The following is an 18,367-nucleotide window of genomic DNA, read 5'->3' as shown; positions in this document are numbered from 1 at the left end:
CGTGAAACGTTTGTTTTTAGTGGTCTTTTGTCTGTTACTTATCCTCTCTACCGTTGCTGTTCCTTCTCCAGTGTTGGCGAAGAGCAGCATCGATATCGTATTTATTATAGATAAGTCGGGTAGTATGGGGCCTTCGATTACCGCTGTTAAGAATAATGTCAGCGACTTTGCCAATAAACTGGCTGCCAGGGGCATATCCTATCGTCTAGGCTTGGTAGTTTATAACGATGAGGTCACACGCTATAGTCTGACGAGCAATGTTGAAACGTTCAAAACTCAGGTTGGCCGAATTACAACCGACGGGGGCATTGAGAATGGACTTGATGCCATCATGAAAGCGGGCCAGGAATATCCATTCGACGTGAACGCCAAGAAATACTTCATTCTTATAGGAGATGAAGTTGTTACAAGTGATCTTGGGTACACGGTCCCCAGTACAACTCAATACATGAGAAATATGCAAATTACATTAACGGCTATTGGTATTAGCGGAATTCAATCACAGTTTCAGCAAATGTCTAATGGCACGGGGGGCATGTACCTTGACTTGTATAGCGATTTTGCGGACAGCTTAACCAAAATCTTCGAGCAAATTCAGCAAATTCCTACTTTGGAGGTATTATCTCCATCATCCGGGCAAGTGTTGAGTGATTTAAATACGGCCTTCATCCCTACTGTCAAAGTTACCGACCCGGACAGTGACAGGCTACAGTTAGCTTATTATGTGGATGCAGAGACGGCACCGAGAGATACCAAAAGTATAACGAATTCAAGAAATACGCAAACCGTAAGCTTCAATGCATTAAATATTGGCTCCCTTTCTGAAGGTCAGCATACGATGCGATTTACTGCTAATGATGGATCGGACACCGCCCAGGATACAGTCACAATTAAGGTAGACAAGTCAAATCCTGTGATGAGGACGGTGACAGTCACTCCGACAGCTACTACAGTTCAAATTAAAGGTTCAGCGACGGACAGTGTTTCAGGTCTGGCCGCTTCACCTTACCGATACACTACAGGGACGAATGTAAGCTCATGGACGACAGCAACAACTTACACACAATCTAATCTGACGCCAGATACAACATACAACATCAAGTTTGAGGCTCGCGATGCTGTCGGCCATATCGGAGCGACAGAGCAAACGGTTCAGACTCTGGCAGCGTTGCCTGCAATAATCAAGAATCAAGTGACAGAGAAGTCGGTAGTATTATCTTTGCAAGATAATAATCCGGCAACAACTACATATCAGGTCATGTCAGGAATTGACTATGTTGGCTCGAACGGTATGTTAACCAAAACCCCAACATGGATTACTTCCACAAATAAAAAAATTACTATTCATGGGCTAGCAGCTAATACGAACTATTCCTTTAAGGTAAAGGCACGTAATAAATCCGGATTGGAGACTGCATTTGGTAACTCTCTAAGTTTAACTACTTTGGCTAGTCCTCCAACCACGATTAACGCTGAGCCCGAACAGACTGCAATCAGGCTAAGTTGGCCCGGCACTCCAGGTGTCTCTTATTTCGACGTAGAAGCTGATGGTTCCATCATGAATGTGGGATCTACGACGTCATACACACATGGTGGGCTTTTACCCAATACGAAGCATAGCTACAGGGTAAGGGCTAACAATGCGGGTGGGACAGGCAACTGGAGTCAGGCAGTCACGGTATTTACCTTGCCTGACCCCCCAGGCATTCCAGACAATATTAAGGTTGTTCCTACGCAAACAGAGTTGCAAATTTCTTGGGACAGCGTGGCGCGAGCTGATAGCTATGATGTGGAGATGGATGGAAGAGTAATAAGTGCTGGGGAGCAACCCCAATTCATTCAGGGTGGTTTCCTGCCAAAAACGAGCCATACGTTTCGAATCAGAGCCCAAAATGCCGGAGGCATTGGAGAATGGAGTATTCCGATAAACGTTGACACACTACCATATCCGCCAACTGCTCCAGATGGGCTGACTTTTGAAGCAGCTATCCATCAGATCACCATTCAATGGGGGGCTGTAGAGGGAGCCACTATGTACGAGGTTGAGGCCGATGGACTCATTCTCGACAACGATAATCAGCTTAGCTATACAGATGCTAATCTGTTGCCGCTGAGTGGTCATACTTACCGGGTACGTGCGGTGAATGAGGGAGGGAAAAGTCCATGGTCTGTTCCACTCGCAGTTACGACATTACCGGAAAAGCCAACTACACCAACGAACGTTATGACGACAGCCGATCAAACTTCGATTACGGTGATGTGGTATCAGGTTCCACATGCTGACAATTACGAAGTTGAGATTGACGGTGGTCCAATTGAGACCGTCCCGACTACTCAATTTGTTCATACGGATTTAACCTCTGGGAGTACACATTCTTATCGGATTAGGGCTCGTAATGTGAGCGGATATAGTGAGTGGACCAAGCCCGCGACCATGAATACATTTCCTGAGGGAGAAGCAAATCGTTCTTTAACGAATATGGGTGCTATTGTAACTAATCATGCCATTACAATTACTTGGGATACAGTCGAGCAAAAAGCCAGATATGAGATTGAAGTAGACGGGGTTCTTCGTGATCTTGGTTCAGACACTATCTATCATCATGGTGGTTTAAATGCAGAAGAAACGCATGCCTATCGAATTCGCTTGAAGGAGGAAGATGGGCAGGGAACTTGGGTAGCTGTCTTATCGTTGTCGACTCTTCCAGATCCGCCGGATGCACCTTCAAGTTTAACAGGATTTCCGACGACGAACTCCATAGAGCTTCATTGGGAACGAGTCGAAGGGGCCACAGGATACGATTTGGAAATAGACGGGCAAACCATGGATCTCGGTCCACTTGATTCTTATACGCATCAAGATCTTCAGCCAGGAACATCCCATATGTATCGCCTCCGGGCAAAAAATGAAACCGGGGTCACCGCATGGAGTTTAGCTTTAAATGCGAGCACGACCAGCCCTACCTATATTGTCGATGTTAAGCGGGGGCAAAGCTTTGATTTGTCACTGTTGGCCTTTAATGTCCAGGATTTTAGCGAAATGACCTTTGTTGTTAAGTACGATACCAGCCAGTTAGAAGTCACAGACCTCTATCAATATACTCCTGAGCTAGACTTAATTTCGTCGGGACCGATTCCAGGTTCTGATGTGGAAGTGACTTACTCTGCGGGACAGGCTGCATATACAATCAAACGGAATGTTGTACCGGGAACATCCTGGTCAGGTGAGGTGTGTACTCTAACATTCAAATCACAAATTGATGGACAGGCTTCGATTGACGTATTTGTTGAATAATTCTGGAAGGTCGAGGTTGGTAATGTGAAAGGAATCAGCAAATTAAGCTACAAAACTTTGGTATTCTTAGTCATCGCAGCTCTGGTCTTTCCAACTGTCCTATATGTATTTACGCATAGACAAGAGACTAGGACATCAGCATTAGGGGATTTGGAAGGCTCAGTAGAGCAAATTGTAGCTGACATCTCAAATTTGACTGGAGCTAGTTCAGAAGAAATTACGCAGCTTAAACAATCCGGCTTGTCTTGGAATCAAATTCTTGAGCGTCTTAAGTTTGAGAAAGGGAGCTATACGCAGGAGCGAGAGGCACGTAGCTCCCTCCTCACAGAGAAGAACATGGAAGAGACCGTAATCAAGCTGAGAAGTTCCGGGTTTTCCGATGAAGATATTCAGGGTGCCAAACTAATAGCAGAGCGGGTCGAATTTCAATTGAAGGAGATTGTGGGAGCATCTGCAGTCCCTTCATCGCCGGCTATCCCAGTTGCCGGAGAATTAGAACCCAAAGGGGACAATTTGAAGAAGGAAGCAGCTCAAAGCTTGGCAGAAAAATATGACTCGGCAGCAGCCGTTTATTATTTGCTTGCTCTAAAAGAGGAGCTTGGTGATACAAGTAATGTTATGGATGAATACTTGCTCTCACTTCAGTTTGACTTGGACTTGCAATTTTATATGGAAGATCGGGATGCTTATTTGAAGGATAAAGAGGTAAAGACGGCTGGACACTTGCCAGATTCAATGATTACGGTGGCTTACATTGAAGAGCTACTGCTTGAGCAAATCAATCAACGAGCGGTTATGAATTCCGGTCATAGCCCAACACCATCTACTGGTATAAATCAGAAGAATTCTACTGCTTCTGAAGAGGTGAACATAGACAGGCCTAGCGAGGGCTTTAGTGTTCCGGAGGTTCCTAACGTAAATCCGGTGAACCCATCCGAACAAATTCAACAGGAACTGGATGCCTTAAATCCTAACCTGCCATAAAGGAGTAACTTTTATGAAATGGAAAGTCAATAAATTAGTTTTGATTCTACTGGCTATTGCCGTATCAGGAGTTGTTTTTCAAATAGGCTCCGTGCTTGCGCAATCCGGGTGGATTGGAGGATCAGCGAAACCTACATATGAAGAGTGGCTCACCTCCCTTGATGTTCACGATAAGTTTAAGACTGAATTACAACAATTAAATGAATCGCATCACCGGGGCGATTTGATGGTAGCTTACACCTTCCTTTTTCATCAATACGGAAAGATGGACCAATTAGAAGCGCTAGTCAAGCAAAGGGAGAAAGGCGCTTCTTGGGAGAACGTGTTTGCTAGCTATCAGAATGAATATAAAACTTTTGTGCCTCAAGCTTTTGATACGGAGTATCTGGAGAGTTTAACCTCGTCCACCACGATAAATTCAGATGATATCATGATTGCCGACAGGCTATCTTTTGTATCGGGCCTATCTGTCAAAGAAATACTTTCTTCAAAGCTAGAAAGCGGGAATACCTGGAAGGACATTACTGCTGAACTCAATATTGTTAATGGTTCCTCGTCGCTTCCAAGAGTAGAAATTACTGCTGATCAACTGGAGCAATTCACTACGGAGGACTTTCCGGAGGACAAGGTAGCAGAAGCCTTTGTCTTGGCTGATAAGGTTGGAATGGAGCCCAAGGATGTGGTAGCCAAGATGAAGAAAGGCGAGTCTCAAGAGAATATCATGGCGTCCGCATGGAGTAGTACGTTTTCGTCCAAATAAAGCATGCTTGAATGAGTTGCGATTGATCAGGAGGGAATAGGGTTGAAACGTTGGAGTCTGGTTGCTTTTTTAACATTATTATTTATGACGTCAGTTGGTTCAATTGCTTCGGCGGAGACATTGGAGGATCAGCTTAATAATTTGGTTGGGCCTCAGCAGCAATATAACACTAAATTGTCGCCAGTTTACCTGCGCACGAATACGATTGAAGAGTCTATCAGTCCGCAGAGCGGCAATTTATCAATTGTTCAGACGGACTATGTTCTGCCTGGACGCAACGGGCTCGATCTTGAATTCAAACGAATTTACAACAGTGGAAATGCTAATATGCAGGATATGAAGGTCAAGTACGTGAACGGTGCTTGGGTCGATTATGTTGAATCCAATAATGATACGCTCACTTTTACCGAGAATCGTTATAATTTGGGTGTGGGCATGCGTTTTTCTTTTCCCACGATGGAGATTAAGAAAAACGATGATAACACGACTCATAAATTTTTGCATACCGAAACGGGAGATGTGTATCGTCTAAGGCCGTATACCATGGATGGGAAAATTGTATATATGCCTGACGGACAAACTGTACAAGATGTTGTCGTTCGTGAGTCGAGCGAATTCAACAATGGACAGACCGATGGAGCTTCTCAATACGTAATGACGGATAAGGCAGGGAAGAAGACATATTTTGATACAGATGGGCTCATTCTAGGGATTGTGGATCGTTACGGCAATAAAATTGTATTTGAGAATACAAAGCTTAATTACAAAGTTAACGACAAAACGATTACTAAGAAGCTGATCAGTAAAATCACTGATACGGTGGGTAGGGTGACCACCATAGAGTACAAGGAAGACGCGAGCTTCAAGGTTGGAAAAATTGAGAATAAGGTTTATGGACCTGATGAATCTTATAAAAACTCACAAAATCCCAACAATACGGATTCCGGCGATTTACAGGGGGAATTTCAGGTTATTGTACATTTGCCTAGTGGACAGAAGCTTGTATATGACAAAACGGCTGCTTTGGTAAATAGCGCTAAAAATGTACTGCGGACAAGATTGCAACGCGTATTTGACGTGGACGGAAAGCCCAAATACCATCTTTGGTATGAACAGCCTGACCTTGGTTTTACTTATGTGAACAAAGAGAAATATTCTACATTTAATCGTTACGAAAATCTGACGCAAATCGATTACGTTAAGACAAATCGAATTACCCGGTATATCTATGGTTCCGCCAAACGTGGACTAAGTGAGGACGGGAGTATGGAATACCGGAAGATATTTGAAAAGCGAGAATTAAGCAAAAAAGGCTACGATTCCACCCAATCCAAATTTGAGGATAGATTCAAGGTTGATGTTGTTGATAAGTTGACCTATAGCTATACGAACGAATCTGATGGGTATGGATTTACCGGATATAAGAAAGATGAATATGAGTACCTCAAGGATACATATCGGTATTACACAGAATTGACAGATGCTCGTGGCAGCAAGACGAAATATACATATGATGGGCTAGATCAACATGTTGTGACCGAACGAACAGGCAATGACCATAAAGAAGTCACCAGGAATGAGCTTGATGACATGAAGCTGGTGAAAAAGACAGAAAACTTACTTTATGAGGTGAAGAACGGACAAGCTGAAGCTGACCCTGTTCGTAAGATCGAGAATTTCAGATACGACGAGTATGGTAATCTTACCAACTACACGGGCCCTGAAGCGAAGCGGAATGAGCAAGGGGAACCGTTAGATACTGAACATACGGTGGTTTATGCATACGCCTATGATAAATACCATGCACTGACTTCCAAAACGTGGAAGCAGGATCAAAACACGATGGTTCAAGATATTTATGAAATTGATGATAAGGGCAATGTAGTCCGCGAGACGAAGGTGACTTCAGACGATACGGACCAATGGCTTGTCACCAATTATAGTTACGACCAATATGGAAATGTAACGAGCCAATCGACTCAATCGGCAGGTCAGACGTTTACTACCTATTACGAATATGGCAGTGATGTCAGCGGCCATGATGTCAAGGGCGCTTACTTGACGAAGGAATACAGCGTTGTAAAGGGGCAGACGGCGGCAAAACGCTACGCCTATGACTGGAACACGGGTAATGTCACGGTAGAAATAGATGCGGGTAATCATCGGAAGGAGTACCAATATGATGCCCTTGAACGGGTAAAGGCCACTATATACCCTGATGGCAGCAAGCATACGTATGAGTATGAAGAGAATGGGTATGCCAATTTCAAAATACGTCAAATTGATCCTGAACAGCAGGTATTTCTTTATGAATATGATATTTTGGGCTATCAACTTCAGGAGAGTGTGCAGAGTTCAGATAATCAGTGGCTGGTACTCTCTTCTGTCCAATATGACTTTAATCACAATAAAACTGAAGAGAAAGATGCCAACGGAAATTTCATTCGTTATGAGTATGATAGTGACAATCAACTGCTTAAGAGAACGGCTTACGATAAAGGCGGAACGATTAAGGGCTCAGTTCAGGTTAATTATCGAACAACTTCAGTTGGGGATGCGCCATTAATATTAACGGTGACGGATGAGGAAGGGTATCCCCAAACCTTTTATTACGATATTCTGAATCGACTAATTCGGACAGATACGACACCGGATCGAAACCGTATTCTAACAAGCTCTTATCAATACGATTATACGGGAAATCTTATCGCTGAGACGGACGCCATGAGTTACTCAGCTCACTTGCGTTACGACAGTATGGGACGGCTATTGTCCAGGCAGGATCAATTGGGCAATATGACATCCTATGCTTATAATGCCTTTAATCAGGTTACCGAACAAGAAGAGCCTGACGGGAAGATAACGACAAATTTGTATGATGAGTTAGGGCGTATATCGGAAAAGAGAATTTCCAAGAAAGGTTCAAGCGATTATTTTTATGAGGCCTATGATTATGATCTTTCTGGTAACCTTATTTCGTTGCAAAAAGGACAGGTGATTTCAGGCATTCGTCAGATTGCCGCCGATACAACCTATGCTTATGATGATTTGGACCGTCTCATTGGTGAATACCCTAAAATAGATTCATTAAGAACGGGAACTATTCACCATGAGTATGATAAAAATGGTAATCGTATCAAGACGATTGAATACACAGATGTGGCGAAGAAGGAGTATAGTCAGAAGACTTGGGCTTACGACTATGCTGGACGAGTTACGGAAGAAACAGGTCAGTATTCGCAAGCTTCACAGGGAGGGGAACACCCCGCATACGGTAGCTATCATCATATCTATAAGCGGGATGCAGCAGGTAACATTGTCGAACAACAGCGTGATAACGGAACTTCATTTGATACGGTCACCTTGGCATATGATTATCGCAACCAAATTGTTGAGCGATATGAACCGTATGGAAATCAAGCCAAAGGTAAGTACACACGGTTCAGCTATGATCGAGCTGGCCGGGTTACGGTTGAGACACAGCGTGTTCAAGGGACAGAGCTAACAACCAGCTATGTCTATGATGGGCTTGGCAGACTGATTCGCAAATCGGATCCACTTGGGAATGCTTCAAGATACGTCTATGATGCTAACGGCAATCTGATCAAAGAGATTGATCCGAGATATTCAGCGTTGACGGAAGAAGAAGCTCCGGGGTTTGAGCATAAGTATGACGGACTTAACCGACTTGTAAGTACATCCGCTTTTGACGGAAAGGTCAGGGAGGTTATTTCGTACAAGCATTATGATGGACGGAATAACATCGTGCTTGCCACACAAGGCGAGGGCTATAATGATGCAGATCCAACTTCTTCCATCGGAACGGTATTTGAATACGATGCGTTGGATCGCCCGATACAGACGATTTCCGCACAGACAGCTTCCAATAATCTGAAGAGTGGCTCTATCGCGATCTCCAAGAAGAGTTTGTACGACGGAGCGGGTAATTTGCTCATGGAGATGGATGCATTAGGGGCGACAACAAAGTATTCTTATTATTTAAATGGTCTTCCGAAGGACAAGACATTTGCTGACGGAAGCAAGGAGGCTTATGATTACGATCCGTCCGGCAAAGCATGGAGAGAGATAGTTGATCGTAATGGAGGGTTTACCAAGCAGCATTTATCCATCTTGGGCAAGCCTGCGCGGATTGATTATCCTGACGGAACGTCCGAGTTGTTCTTCTATTCTCCGAAGGGAGAACTGAGCAAGAAGGTCGACCAGGCTGGAAACGAACAGAGAATGGAGTACGACGCATCTGGCAACATGACGGTTAAGCTGGAATTCATATCTGCTCAGGGTTCCACAAAATTATATAAGCGAACGGAAATGAAATATGACGAGGCGAATCGTCTGCTTACAACGGAAACCTTCCGTCATGAAGAACAGGAGGGTGCGGCAAAGGCCCCGGTGATTACGTCGGTGAGTGACCGGGTCACGAACGTGTATGACAAGGCGGGGCGTATCACTCGGACCTTTGATCAGGACGGACGGGAGAGTCTATATGAGTATGACCGCGCGGGAAATATCGTATTGGAGAAGCGTAAGGTTTCAGATAATAACTACGATATGATCCGTTACGAGTACGATGTGCAATCTCATCAGGTCACCAAATCTATTCTCGTACGTATGTCTGAGCTGGCTCAGGAGGAGCTTAAGGGAGCCCAGTTTGACGACGCTTATATTGATCGGGTCTTATCCAACACTCATTATGTGTATAACGAGAATGGTCAACTTATCAAACAGATGGATGCCAAGGGAAAGGCCACCTTATTCACCTACGATCTTGATAACCGTCTGATCATGAAGACGGATCCTTTAAACGGAATCACGAGTTATGAGTACGACGGTAACGGACAAATGGTGGAAGAAACAGATGCCAATGGTGCTATCAGATCCTACGAATACGATAAGGTTCAGCGTTTGGTTCGCAAGAAGGAGCCAGCGGCCGGAGAATCCACGGCGATTACAAGATACATCTACGATGCGGCCGGGAACCTGATTAAGGAGATTGCTCCCAACCAGTATGATGCAGCTCTGGATCAGGGGGTTCGTGTGCTAGAGATGGCTGGTGTTGCTTATAAATACGACTCAATGAATCGCCGTATTGTTACCTATTCCCCCGAAGGGAAAGCCGTGGAGTATGTGTCTTATGATGCGGCGGGACGCCCGAATAAATGGGTTGATGGGCTGCGATATACAGGCAGTATTGTTGAATCTTCAGGTATGACTACTGAGTATGATGGGCTTGGTCGTAAAACGAAAGAAGTGGATGCGTTAGGTGGAACTGTCAGCTATAGCTATGACATCCTGGGGCATGTCATTCAGATGACAGATAAACGCGGCTCCACTACGAAGTATAGCTATAATGCCGATGGTACCGTCTCAACTATGACGAATGCCGATGGCGGCACAGTGAAGTACATCTATGACCTCTTGGGTCGCAAGATATTGGAAACTAACCCACTGGGTATTCAAATGGGTTCTACCTACAACTCCTTTGGCAAGGAGATGAGTCTGACCGATGCTTATGGCCATATGACGGAATCGAAATATGATTTGGTCGGAAATTTGGTGTCTTATAAAGACAAACGAGGCAGCATCAGCTTGTATAAATATGATGCGAAGGGACAACTCATTCAGAAGAAAACACCACTGGAAGCGGATAGCAGCGGAAATATGATTTTTGCGGTGGAAACTTATTCCTACGATCCAATAGGACGCCTTTTAAAGCAAACGCTTAGCAGTTCCAGAGATCAGGCGTTTCTACGCGAGACGGCCTATACTTACTATCTAAACGGGTTAGTACAAACCCAATCGGATAACAGTGGCGGGTTAACGGAAACTTTCTATGATTTGAATGGGAATGCAGTTCGGACGGAGGTATCTCGTTCTGCTAATGACAAGGATACAGAACAATTTGTCTACGACAGCTCCAATCGAATGATCCAGCGCGCTCAGCTCATAGAGAAGCGGGCATTGAACACGTATGCAGTAGAGGAAGACTCACACAATACTGTTGACGTGGGCCTGATAGAGCTGGTGACAAGCTACAAGCATGATCTTTTGGGTAATATTATTGCGGAGACCGACCCACAGGGCCATGAAACTACTTATGTATATGATGCTTTAAATAGATTATCATCGAGAACGCAAAGATTAGCCGGACAGGAGGCAGAGGTTAAGTATACCTATGATCTGGCTGGCAACCGGGTATCAGAGACGAACGAGCTCGGCTTTACACGCAAATTTACGTATGATGCAATGAATCGGGTAGCAACAATCACCGATGCGGAGGGGCACACCTCTTCTTATGAGTATGATTTGGCAGGCAATAAATCGGCAGAGACTGATGCATTGGGTAATCGAATCTCTTATACTTATGATCAGCTTGATCGCCCTCTCTCCATTATTGATGCCTACGGTACCCTCGTGGTTTATTATGTGTACGATGCCGCAGGGAACCGAATTAAGGATATCGATGCCTTGGGCTATCAGGCCGGGAACTCGGATCAGAGCCGTTACGGTGAAACCTATGTGTATGATTTAGCAGGCAGACGTATCTCGAAGACAGATCGCGAAGGCTTCACCACAACTTACAAGTACAACCCGGCAGGGGAACTGCTGCAAGAAACCAATCCGCTTGGGCATACTCATTCTTACGAATATGATAATGCTGGCAGATTGATTAAGGTTACTGATCCCCTGGGTGTCGGTGTAAGCTATAGCTACGACCTCGCTGGTAACAAGCAGGATATGACGGAAGGCCGGGGGAAGGTCACTCGTTATGAGTATGGGTCCTTTGGACTTTTGATTGGATTAATCAATCCTGATAACAAGCGAGTAAGCTATAGCTATGACTCAGCGTTGAATATTGCAGAGATGATTGACAAGAATGGTAATCACACCCGCTACACCTATGATCATCGGAATTTACTTCTATCCAGTATGGTGGAAGAGACCGGGGATGCCATTCGCTTTACGTACGATCTGGCAGGTAACCGGCTATCCATGGAAGACGAAAGTGGCAATACAACTTACGAGTATGATAGAAATAGCCGAGTCACAGGTATATTCAAAAATAGCTCTAAACAGATCTCGTATACTTACGATGCCGTTGGCAATGTCACTAGCCTGGAAGATAAAAAAGGGAATACAACCCATTACAGGTATGATCAATCAAACCGGATGTCATCTGTGGAGTCCGCAGGCAAAGTGTCCACCTATACGTATGATGCCGGGGGAAATCGTACATCCATAACTTATGCTAACGGTGTACGGGAGACCTATACTTTTGACAAGAACAATCATTTGCTAACCTTGCAGAATGTGGCTTCTGGTGGCTCGTTACTATCTTCCTATACGTATACGTACGACGTAGCAGGGCGACAAATGTCGAAGGCAGACAGCTATGGGACAACCAACTATGCTTATGATGAGGCAGGGCGTCTGACGAAGGTTGAAACTCCAGGCAAGACAACGCTTTATGCTTATGATAAGAGCGGCAACCGTCTCTCAGCAGTAGAAACTTATACCTCTGAACAGCCTAGTGGATATACGGATCCATCCAATGGAGATAAGGTCTCCTATCTGATCAAGAAAAGTGAATATATTTATTCCAGCGCCAACGTGCTGCAGCAGTTGGTAGAGAAGATGCTCGATGGCGAAGGCCAAGAGAAGCTGGAGAAGACAACGGCTTATGTTTACGACAATAATGGCAATGAAGTACGGCGGCAGGTAGGCTATATTCGCTCGCATAACCGGGCTATGAAGCAGGTGACGGATGCTAATCCGTATGGCGATGGCTTGACGAACGAGCTGTATGAACTATTTGAGAAGACAACCCATTCGTATGATGGCTTTAATCGCCTGAAACAGGCAGAACGCATTCAGGGCGGAACTCGCTACAGTGTAGAGTATACCTATGATGGGGATGGACTACGGACGCGCAAGGAATCCCGCAGTTCCAAGAAAGACCAAATTGAGGTCACTAATTATCTCTATGACCGCCAATATGTCATCCTGGAGACAGATGGTCAGGATCAGGTATCCGTGAGTTACGTACGTGGAATCAATTATATCGCGAGAGCGAATGGTTCTTCCAAGACCTCCTATTTCTTGTTTAACGGTCATGGCGATGTAGTTCAAACCGTTAGTGAGCATGGAGAAATAGAGAACCAGTATGATTATGATCCATTTGGAAATATGCTGCTCAGTGTGGAGGAGGAGTACTCGGTGTCCATCCGCTATGCGGGTGAGTTCTATGACACAGAGGTAGGCTTATACTACTTGCGCGCACGATACTATGATCCTTACCTAGGAAGATTTATATCGGAGGATACGTATAGAGGACAGGAAGATAGTCCACTGAGCTTGAATTTGTATACGTACGCGTTAAACAATCCAATTACCTATGTGGACCCGTACGGTCATGCGGCGGTGACGTTAAGAGATCTGGCCAAGGCTACGGGAGCGAGTCTGTCCTATAACGCCAAGACGAAGGTAACGACCGTGACGCTTGCCCCTGGCGTAACTGTTAATTTCAATGTAAGCAGTAAGTCAGATCAGAAAACAAAGGGCTACAGCGTTCAAAATGGGCGGATTGTGCTGGATAACAAACAATATGACAAACTGATGTCCCAATCGTATACCAAGGCCAAAAGCTCGATCACCGGCGGGAAAGTCACGGTCAACTCCAAAGTGGAAACTGCGGTGGGAAGTAATAGTAAGATTGTAGCGTACACCAAGGTAGACCGAAATTATGATACGAAAGTCAGTGTGGTAAAAGGTAGGGTAGTAAAGGAAACGGCCAGCGTATTGGATACGATGACCCAGAAGATATCGGGCATCAATTTAACTAACAATAAGGACATGGTCACGGGCAAAAGCCTGGCGAAAAGGACAACGGATCTGATATCCAATATTGCCAGTGGATCGGGAGGCGCGATATCGAAGCCGAAGGCAGCTGTAATAGGATTGTTGCTGGAGCAGAGCGGAGACCGACTCAGTGAACACCTTAAAGTGAAATATAGTGGAAGTATGACAGGAGAACAGATTCAGAGAACAAATGAGGGTTACTTTGGGTCGAATCTGGCTAGTAATGATATCATGAATTCTGGTAAAACGGACAAGATCTTTGAGGATGCCTTAAAGAAATACTACAAGCATGTATACCCGGAGAGCACTGACCAGGATTACGAGGAATATAAAAAGGTGCTGTCTAAGTCCCAAAAGAATGACCTGGAATCTGAATTGAATGCTTTTTATAGTAAAGAAGTGGTATTGTATGGAGGATATCTGAATCAGATTGAGGTAAATGAGAAGGCGATAACGGCCCAAGCCATTTTGGAAGTGGCAACGGGGCTTGCTGGATTTGGTATTTCCAAGGGTATTATGAAGTTTGGTTCTAAAGGGGCTCAGAGTGTAGTTAAAGGTGCTGAAACTGTTTCTAAGATAGGAGATGACTTTGGAAAATTAGGAAAAGTAATTGAAAATCCTGGACTTAAAGTAGATTGGGGACAGTACTCAAAACATGGATTAGGAAGGATGGTGGAACGCAATGTTACAACAGATATGGTAAATGATTGGGTAAGAAATGGAAGGGTACTTCAACAGAGTGGTGGGCAATATCTATATATAACAAAAGAGGGCGCTGCCGTCGTCAATCCTAATGGAAAACTAATAACAGTTATGTCAAAGTATGATTTCGATGAAGTGATGGAAACAACTGTGACTAAGCTGTTTGGAAAATAGGGGAATGATAAAAATTGATTTATAGAAAAATGGAACAAATCATAAATGAATGGGATCCAATGAGTCTATTTCCACACTTTCCAGAGAATGAATATAGGACGGAGATTGAAAAAATTTATAATTCATATAACAAATCGTGTGACAAAGAGTCCCTTGGTAAACTTATATATAAAGTATTTGTAGATGAATTTGGAGATGATGTGTTTAAATTTGATGAAAAAAAATGTACAGAGATAGCCAGTTTGATTTTATTTGAGGAAAAGAATAGTTGATATATTTATACCCAACAAAATTCATAATATCTTGATTATTAGAAGCCACATGTTTGGAGATTTTCTGTACCGGTAGTGAAACAAATATTGGCTTACGATTAAAGAAGCCTAAGATAAAGCTAACCGCTTACCTTGACTGGCATTATTGCCGTTCAAGGTTTCTTTTTTTCGTTATGTCCTATAACGCCAAGACGAAGGTAACGACCGTGACGCTTGCCCCTGGCGTAACTGTTAATTTCAATGTAAGCAGCAAGTCAGATCAGAAAACAAAGGGCTATAGCGTTCAAAATGGACGGATTGTGCTGGATAACAAACAATATGACTAGCTGAAGTCATTACAGATAGTAAAGGTAACCTTGTTAATACATTTCCAGGAGGATTAGATTTTGGGGAGTGATTATATGTTCAAAATTATTTTGGAATCAGTAGATGCTAAACAACTGGATAAGGTGTATGAAAAGAATAATGTGAATTATTTAGTAAGAGATGAAGAAAATTTCGAAATATTAGGTGAGTTGTCTACTTGTGGTTATGATGTATTTTCAAGTGATGATATGGATAAATTGTTGTTAGAACTTGAACGATTGAAAGAAAAGGTACACGAAGTCCTAGCAGTTAAACATATTGAGGAAATAATATCATTAGCTGTTAGGTGTAAAGAGACGAAAGGCAGTAGATTAATATTCACTCCTTTTTAGATTAGATAATGTTTGTTAACCACGGCTAATGCCCAGTGTGTGGAAAGTCGTCGTTTTGATCGTCCATGATACAGCAAGATATTTATTCCATGAAATATTTTTAGATTAACATAATCGATTTCTATTTAAACCTTGATTGGCTTATTGCTGTTCAAGGTTTATTTTTAAGAGGACCCGCATGGGTATAATTTCAACCTGGGACGATTCATATCGGAGGAGACCTACAGAGGACAGGGAAGATAGTCCAGCCAGGTAAACTTTATTTTAGGTAGGAGGCGAATAAATTGGCAAGATTTTTATGTAGATGTGGTGAAACGTTATCTAATTCATTGACTCCAAACGATATCCAACTAAGAGTTTATACAGATAAAAAATGGGATGATATTATCAATTTAGGAACCATTGATTCAGTAGATATACCGTTCCCTGAATATGATGTTTGGCGTTGTCTCAAGTGTGAGAGAGTTTATGTATTTGATGGGGATACAGTAATAAAAACATATGTTTTAGAAACTGAAAAGTAATTTTTAGGTTAGCGCTCTATGCTGTGAATACCCAGTGTGGAATGCCCCATCCATATAACAGTAACACAGTTGGTACAAGTAATAATGGAAATATAATACCCTACCATGTAAAACGAGGGGAAGATTTATGGAATTTGTTAAATAGCAACAAGCATCATAAAACTATTAACCCGTTTGAGTAAAAGAGGAGGTAACCGCTATGCCCAAAATGACATGTAGTTGTGGGAATGGTCTTAATTTGCAGAAGATACCGTGCGAAATACAGTATAACTTTATTTCAGATGTGGATTATGACAAATTTCACGGTAGCATTGATGCAGAGGATTTATATCAAGAAATGAAAATGTTTTTCAAGTGTTCTGATTGCGGGAGTTTATGGGTGCTTTGGGATGGATTTGATGAAAATCCAATTCAGTATGTCCCAGTGCTGAAATAAAGTAAGATATAACCTTGATTAAGTAGGTGCTACTTAAGATTTTTTTTGGAGTAAACCTAAGAAAATTTACATATATTTACTTGTGCCGATGCACATTCATCAACAAATAGAGGGTGAAAAAATGGTTAAGGCTAAGCTTGCAATAGATTGCAACTTTTATCAAGTTGAACCGAGCAAACCTACGATATCTCCATTTGAGATTCAATATTTTGAATTGCAAGTAGGAGATGAAATTATTGGGTTTCAAGATGATCAAGAGTGGGAAGGTACTGTAAGCTACGATCCGACTTATCCAGATGAGATGCAGTGGTATCTGGACTTGAACAACAGTATCGAGCATCCTGTATCACAGGAAAGGATGGAAGGAAGAAGTGAAGGAGGTAGGGCTGCCATGCCTATCGGAGAAATTAGGGGAGAATTACTGGTTGTGGAAGCGATGCTTGCTGATGGGATGGATATTGACAAGGTTAGTCAATATACTCGACTATCAAGAACGAGGTTAGAAAACATTAAGAGAAGAAATAGTTGAATTTTATCCTTAGAGGTGCGTTATGAAGGAGGCGTATAGAGGGTGCCCACTGAGCTTGAATTTGTATGTGCAAATGAAATTTATGTCCAATTAGCAATTGGGGGAGAAGATGTTGGAAGCTAATAATCTACGGAATATATTTATTAAAGGAGTCAAAAAAGAAAAAATAAACTCTTTAGAGTATATAAAAGATCAGTTTGACTCATTTAATAAGAATATAGAGTATTTTGATGAGCTTATGAATGCCTTACTAGAATTGTCTTTTATTGAGACAGACAGTGAAGTGAAAATTGAAATTTTTGAAGTATTATTAAAGGCCGCTGTATTTCAAGACATAGATAATATTAACTTTGATAAGTTGATTGAAAATTTGGAGAACACTCATGAAGAGTGCTTAAGTAGATGTATTGACATATTAAGCTTTACCCATAAGGTAAATTATCTACCGATTATAGAAAGATACCTCAAGCATCCAAACCTGTATGTCCGCGAATCTGCTGTAATGGCAGTTAGAGAAATAACTGAATTTGAATCTTAAATTGTTCAACTGGAGGGCCTTTAGCTCATTAATCTAAAATAAGCTCCTAGCTCTAATATGCTAGGAGCTAATTGCTTAATGTCCAATTTTAACCTAAGCTTGCTAATTCCTTGGCCCTACCCATTCCACATGCGCCACGGCCCGGATCTCGACCCACTGCTCGGGGAAGGCCAGGTAGGTAACGCCGATCAGGCTGCCGGCGGGCCGGTGATGATCGCCCAGGTATTCCTTGAATAGATCGATGACGGGTCCCCCATGCTCTTGGGCGTTAGTTAGGTAGATCTCGACATAGGCGAGATTGGCTTTGGTGATGCCAAATTCTGTGAGTACACGGTCCAGGTTGTTCAGGGTCTGCTGGGTTTGCAACTTAATATCGCCAGCTCCGACGAACTCACCTGTGGCATTGTGAGAGAATTGACCTGAGATATAGAGCGTACCGTTGACGCTGTATCCTTGCGAGATGCCATGATCCCAGAGATTGTGGTTATATGTTTTGACGGTAGTCATGTGAACCTCTCCTTTACTTCAAAGTATGGTTAGTATAAACTGGGCACAAAGAAAGGGATAGTACGCACTTT

Annotated in this window: 12 protein-coding genes; 11 read left to right on the top strand and 1 reads right to left on the bottom strand. The window is 43.1% G+C overall.

All coding sequences use genetic code 11. From position 1 onward, the window contains the following. Position 1 precedes the first annotated feature (1 nt). The 11 genes from BN3279_RS08925 to BN3279_RS08875 all read left to right on the top strand — a co-directional run bounded on the left by BN3279_RS08925 (position 2) and on the right by BN3279_RS08875 (position 17,789). Positions 2-3,295, top strand: coding sequence for a fibronectin type III domain-containing protein (locus BN3279_RS08925; RefSeq protein WP_059050265.1), 3,294 nt, complete (start codon positions 2-4; stop codon positions 3,293-3,295). Between the two features lie 150 nt (positions 3,296-3,445). Continuing rightward, positions 3,446-4,279, top strand: a complete 834-nt coding sequence (locus tag BN3279_RS08920) for a hypothetical protein (RefSeq protein WP_148466820.1) — start codon at positions 3,446-3,448, stop codon at positions 4,277-4,279. A 13-nt stretch (positions 4,280-4,292) separates the two neighbouring features. Then, positions 4,293-5,039 carry a hypothetical protein gene (locus tag BN3279_RS08915; RefSeq protein WP_059050263.1) on the top strand — a complete coding sequence of 249 codons (747 nt, stop codon included), beginning with the start codon at positions 4,293-4,295 and terminating at the stop codon, positions 5,037-5,039. Between the two features lie 42 nt (positions 5,040-5,081). After that, complete coding sequence (locus tag BN3279_RS08910; protein ID WP_059050262.1) at positions 5,082-14,792, top strand: RHS repeat-associated core domain-containing protein; 9,711 nt, start codon at positions 5,082-5,084, stop codon at positions 14,790-14,792. Positions 14,793-14,821: 29 nt separating this feature from the next. Then, complete coding sequence (locus BN3279_RS08905; RefSeq protein ID WP_187377755.1) at positions 14,822-15,064, top strand: DUF1871 family protein; 243 nt, start codon at positions 14,822-14,824, stop codon at positions 15,062-15,064. A 173-nt stretch (positions 15,065-15,237) separates the two neighbouring features. After that, on the top strand, positions 15,238-15,390 hold the full coding sequence (locus BN3279_RS23740; protein WP_157686445.1) for a hypothetical protein: 153 nt from the start codon (positions 15,238-15,240) through the stop codon (positions 15,388-15,390). Positions 15,391-15,450: 60 nt separating this feature from the next. Next, entirely contained in the window at positions 15,451-15,762 is a 312-nt protein-coding gene (locus tag BN3279_RS08895) for a hypothetical protein (RefSeq protein ID WP_059050259.1), read from the top strand. A gap of 284 nt (positions 15,763-16,046) precedes the next feature. Then, positions 16,047-16,286 (top strand): hypothetical protein, encoded by a 240-nt coding sequence (locus tag BN3279_RS08890; protein ID WP_059050258.1) that lies wholly within the window; start codon positions 16,047-16,049, stop codon positions 16,284-16,286. A gap of 199 nt (positions 16,287-16,485) precedes the next feature. Beyond that, complete coding sequence (locus BN3279_RS08885) at positions 16,486-16,722, top strand: hypothetical protein (protein ID WP_059050257.1); 237 nt, start codon at positions 16,486-16,488, stop codon at positions 16,720-16,722. 88 nt (positions 16,723-16,810) lie between these two features. Then, complete coding sequence (locus BN3279_RS08880) at positions 16,811-17,251, top strand: hypothetical protein (protein ID WP_148466819.1); 441 nt, start codon at positions 16,811-16,813, stop codon at positions 17,249-17,251. Positions 17,252-17,363: 112 nt separating this feature from the next. Further along, positions 17,364-17,789: a hypothetical protein gene (locus tag BN3279_RS08875; RefSeq protein WP_187377754.1), complete on the top strand. Its 426-nt coding sequence runs from the start codon at positions 17,364-17,366 to the stop codon at positions 17,787-17,789. A 102-nt stretch (positions 17,790-17,891) separates the two neighbouring features. Here BN3279_RS08875 and BN3279_RS08870 read toward each other — a convergent pair whose 3' ends face one another. Next, positions 17,892-18,296, bottom strand: coding sequence for a RidA family protein (locus tag BN3279_RS08870; RefSeq protein WP_059050254.1), 405 nt, complete (start codon positions 18,294-18,296; stop codon positions 17,892-17,894). Positions 18,297-18,367 lie beyond the last annotated feature (71 nt).

This window comes from Paenibacillus senegalimassiliensis, from assembly GCF_001486585.1.
GTDB lineage: Bacteria > Bacillota > Bacilli > Paenibacillales > Paenibacillaceae > Fontibacillus > Fontibacillus senegalimassiliensis.
The sequence above is the reverse complement of the archived record's forward strand: the minus strand, read 5'-3'. Positions and strand labels throughout refer to the sequence as shown.

Coding starts and splice junctions, on each gene's coding strand:
- BN3279_RS08915 (WP_059050263.1), top strand. CDS start 4,293: ATGAAATGGAAAGTCAATAAATTAGTTTTGATTCTACTGGCTATTGCC.
- BN3279_RS08905 (WP_187377755.1), top strand. CDS start 14,822: ATGGAACAAATCATAAATGAATGGGATCCAATGAGTCTATTTCCACAC.
- BN3279_RS23740 (WP_157686445.1), top strand. CDS start 15,238: ATGTCCTATAACGCCAAGACGAAGGTAACGACCGTGACGCTTGCCCCT.
- BN3279_RS08885 (WP_059050257.1), top strand. CDS start 16,486: ATGCCCAAAATGACATGTAGTTGTGGGAATGGTCTTAATTTGCAGAAG.
- BN3279_RS08880 (WP_148466819.1), top strand. CDS start 16,811: ATGCACATTCATCAACAAATAGAGGGTGAAAAAATGGTTAAGGCTAAG.
- BN3279_RS08870 (WP_059050254.1), bottom strand. CDS start 18,296: ATGACTACCGTCAAAACATATAACCACAATCTCTGGGATCATGGCATC.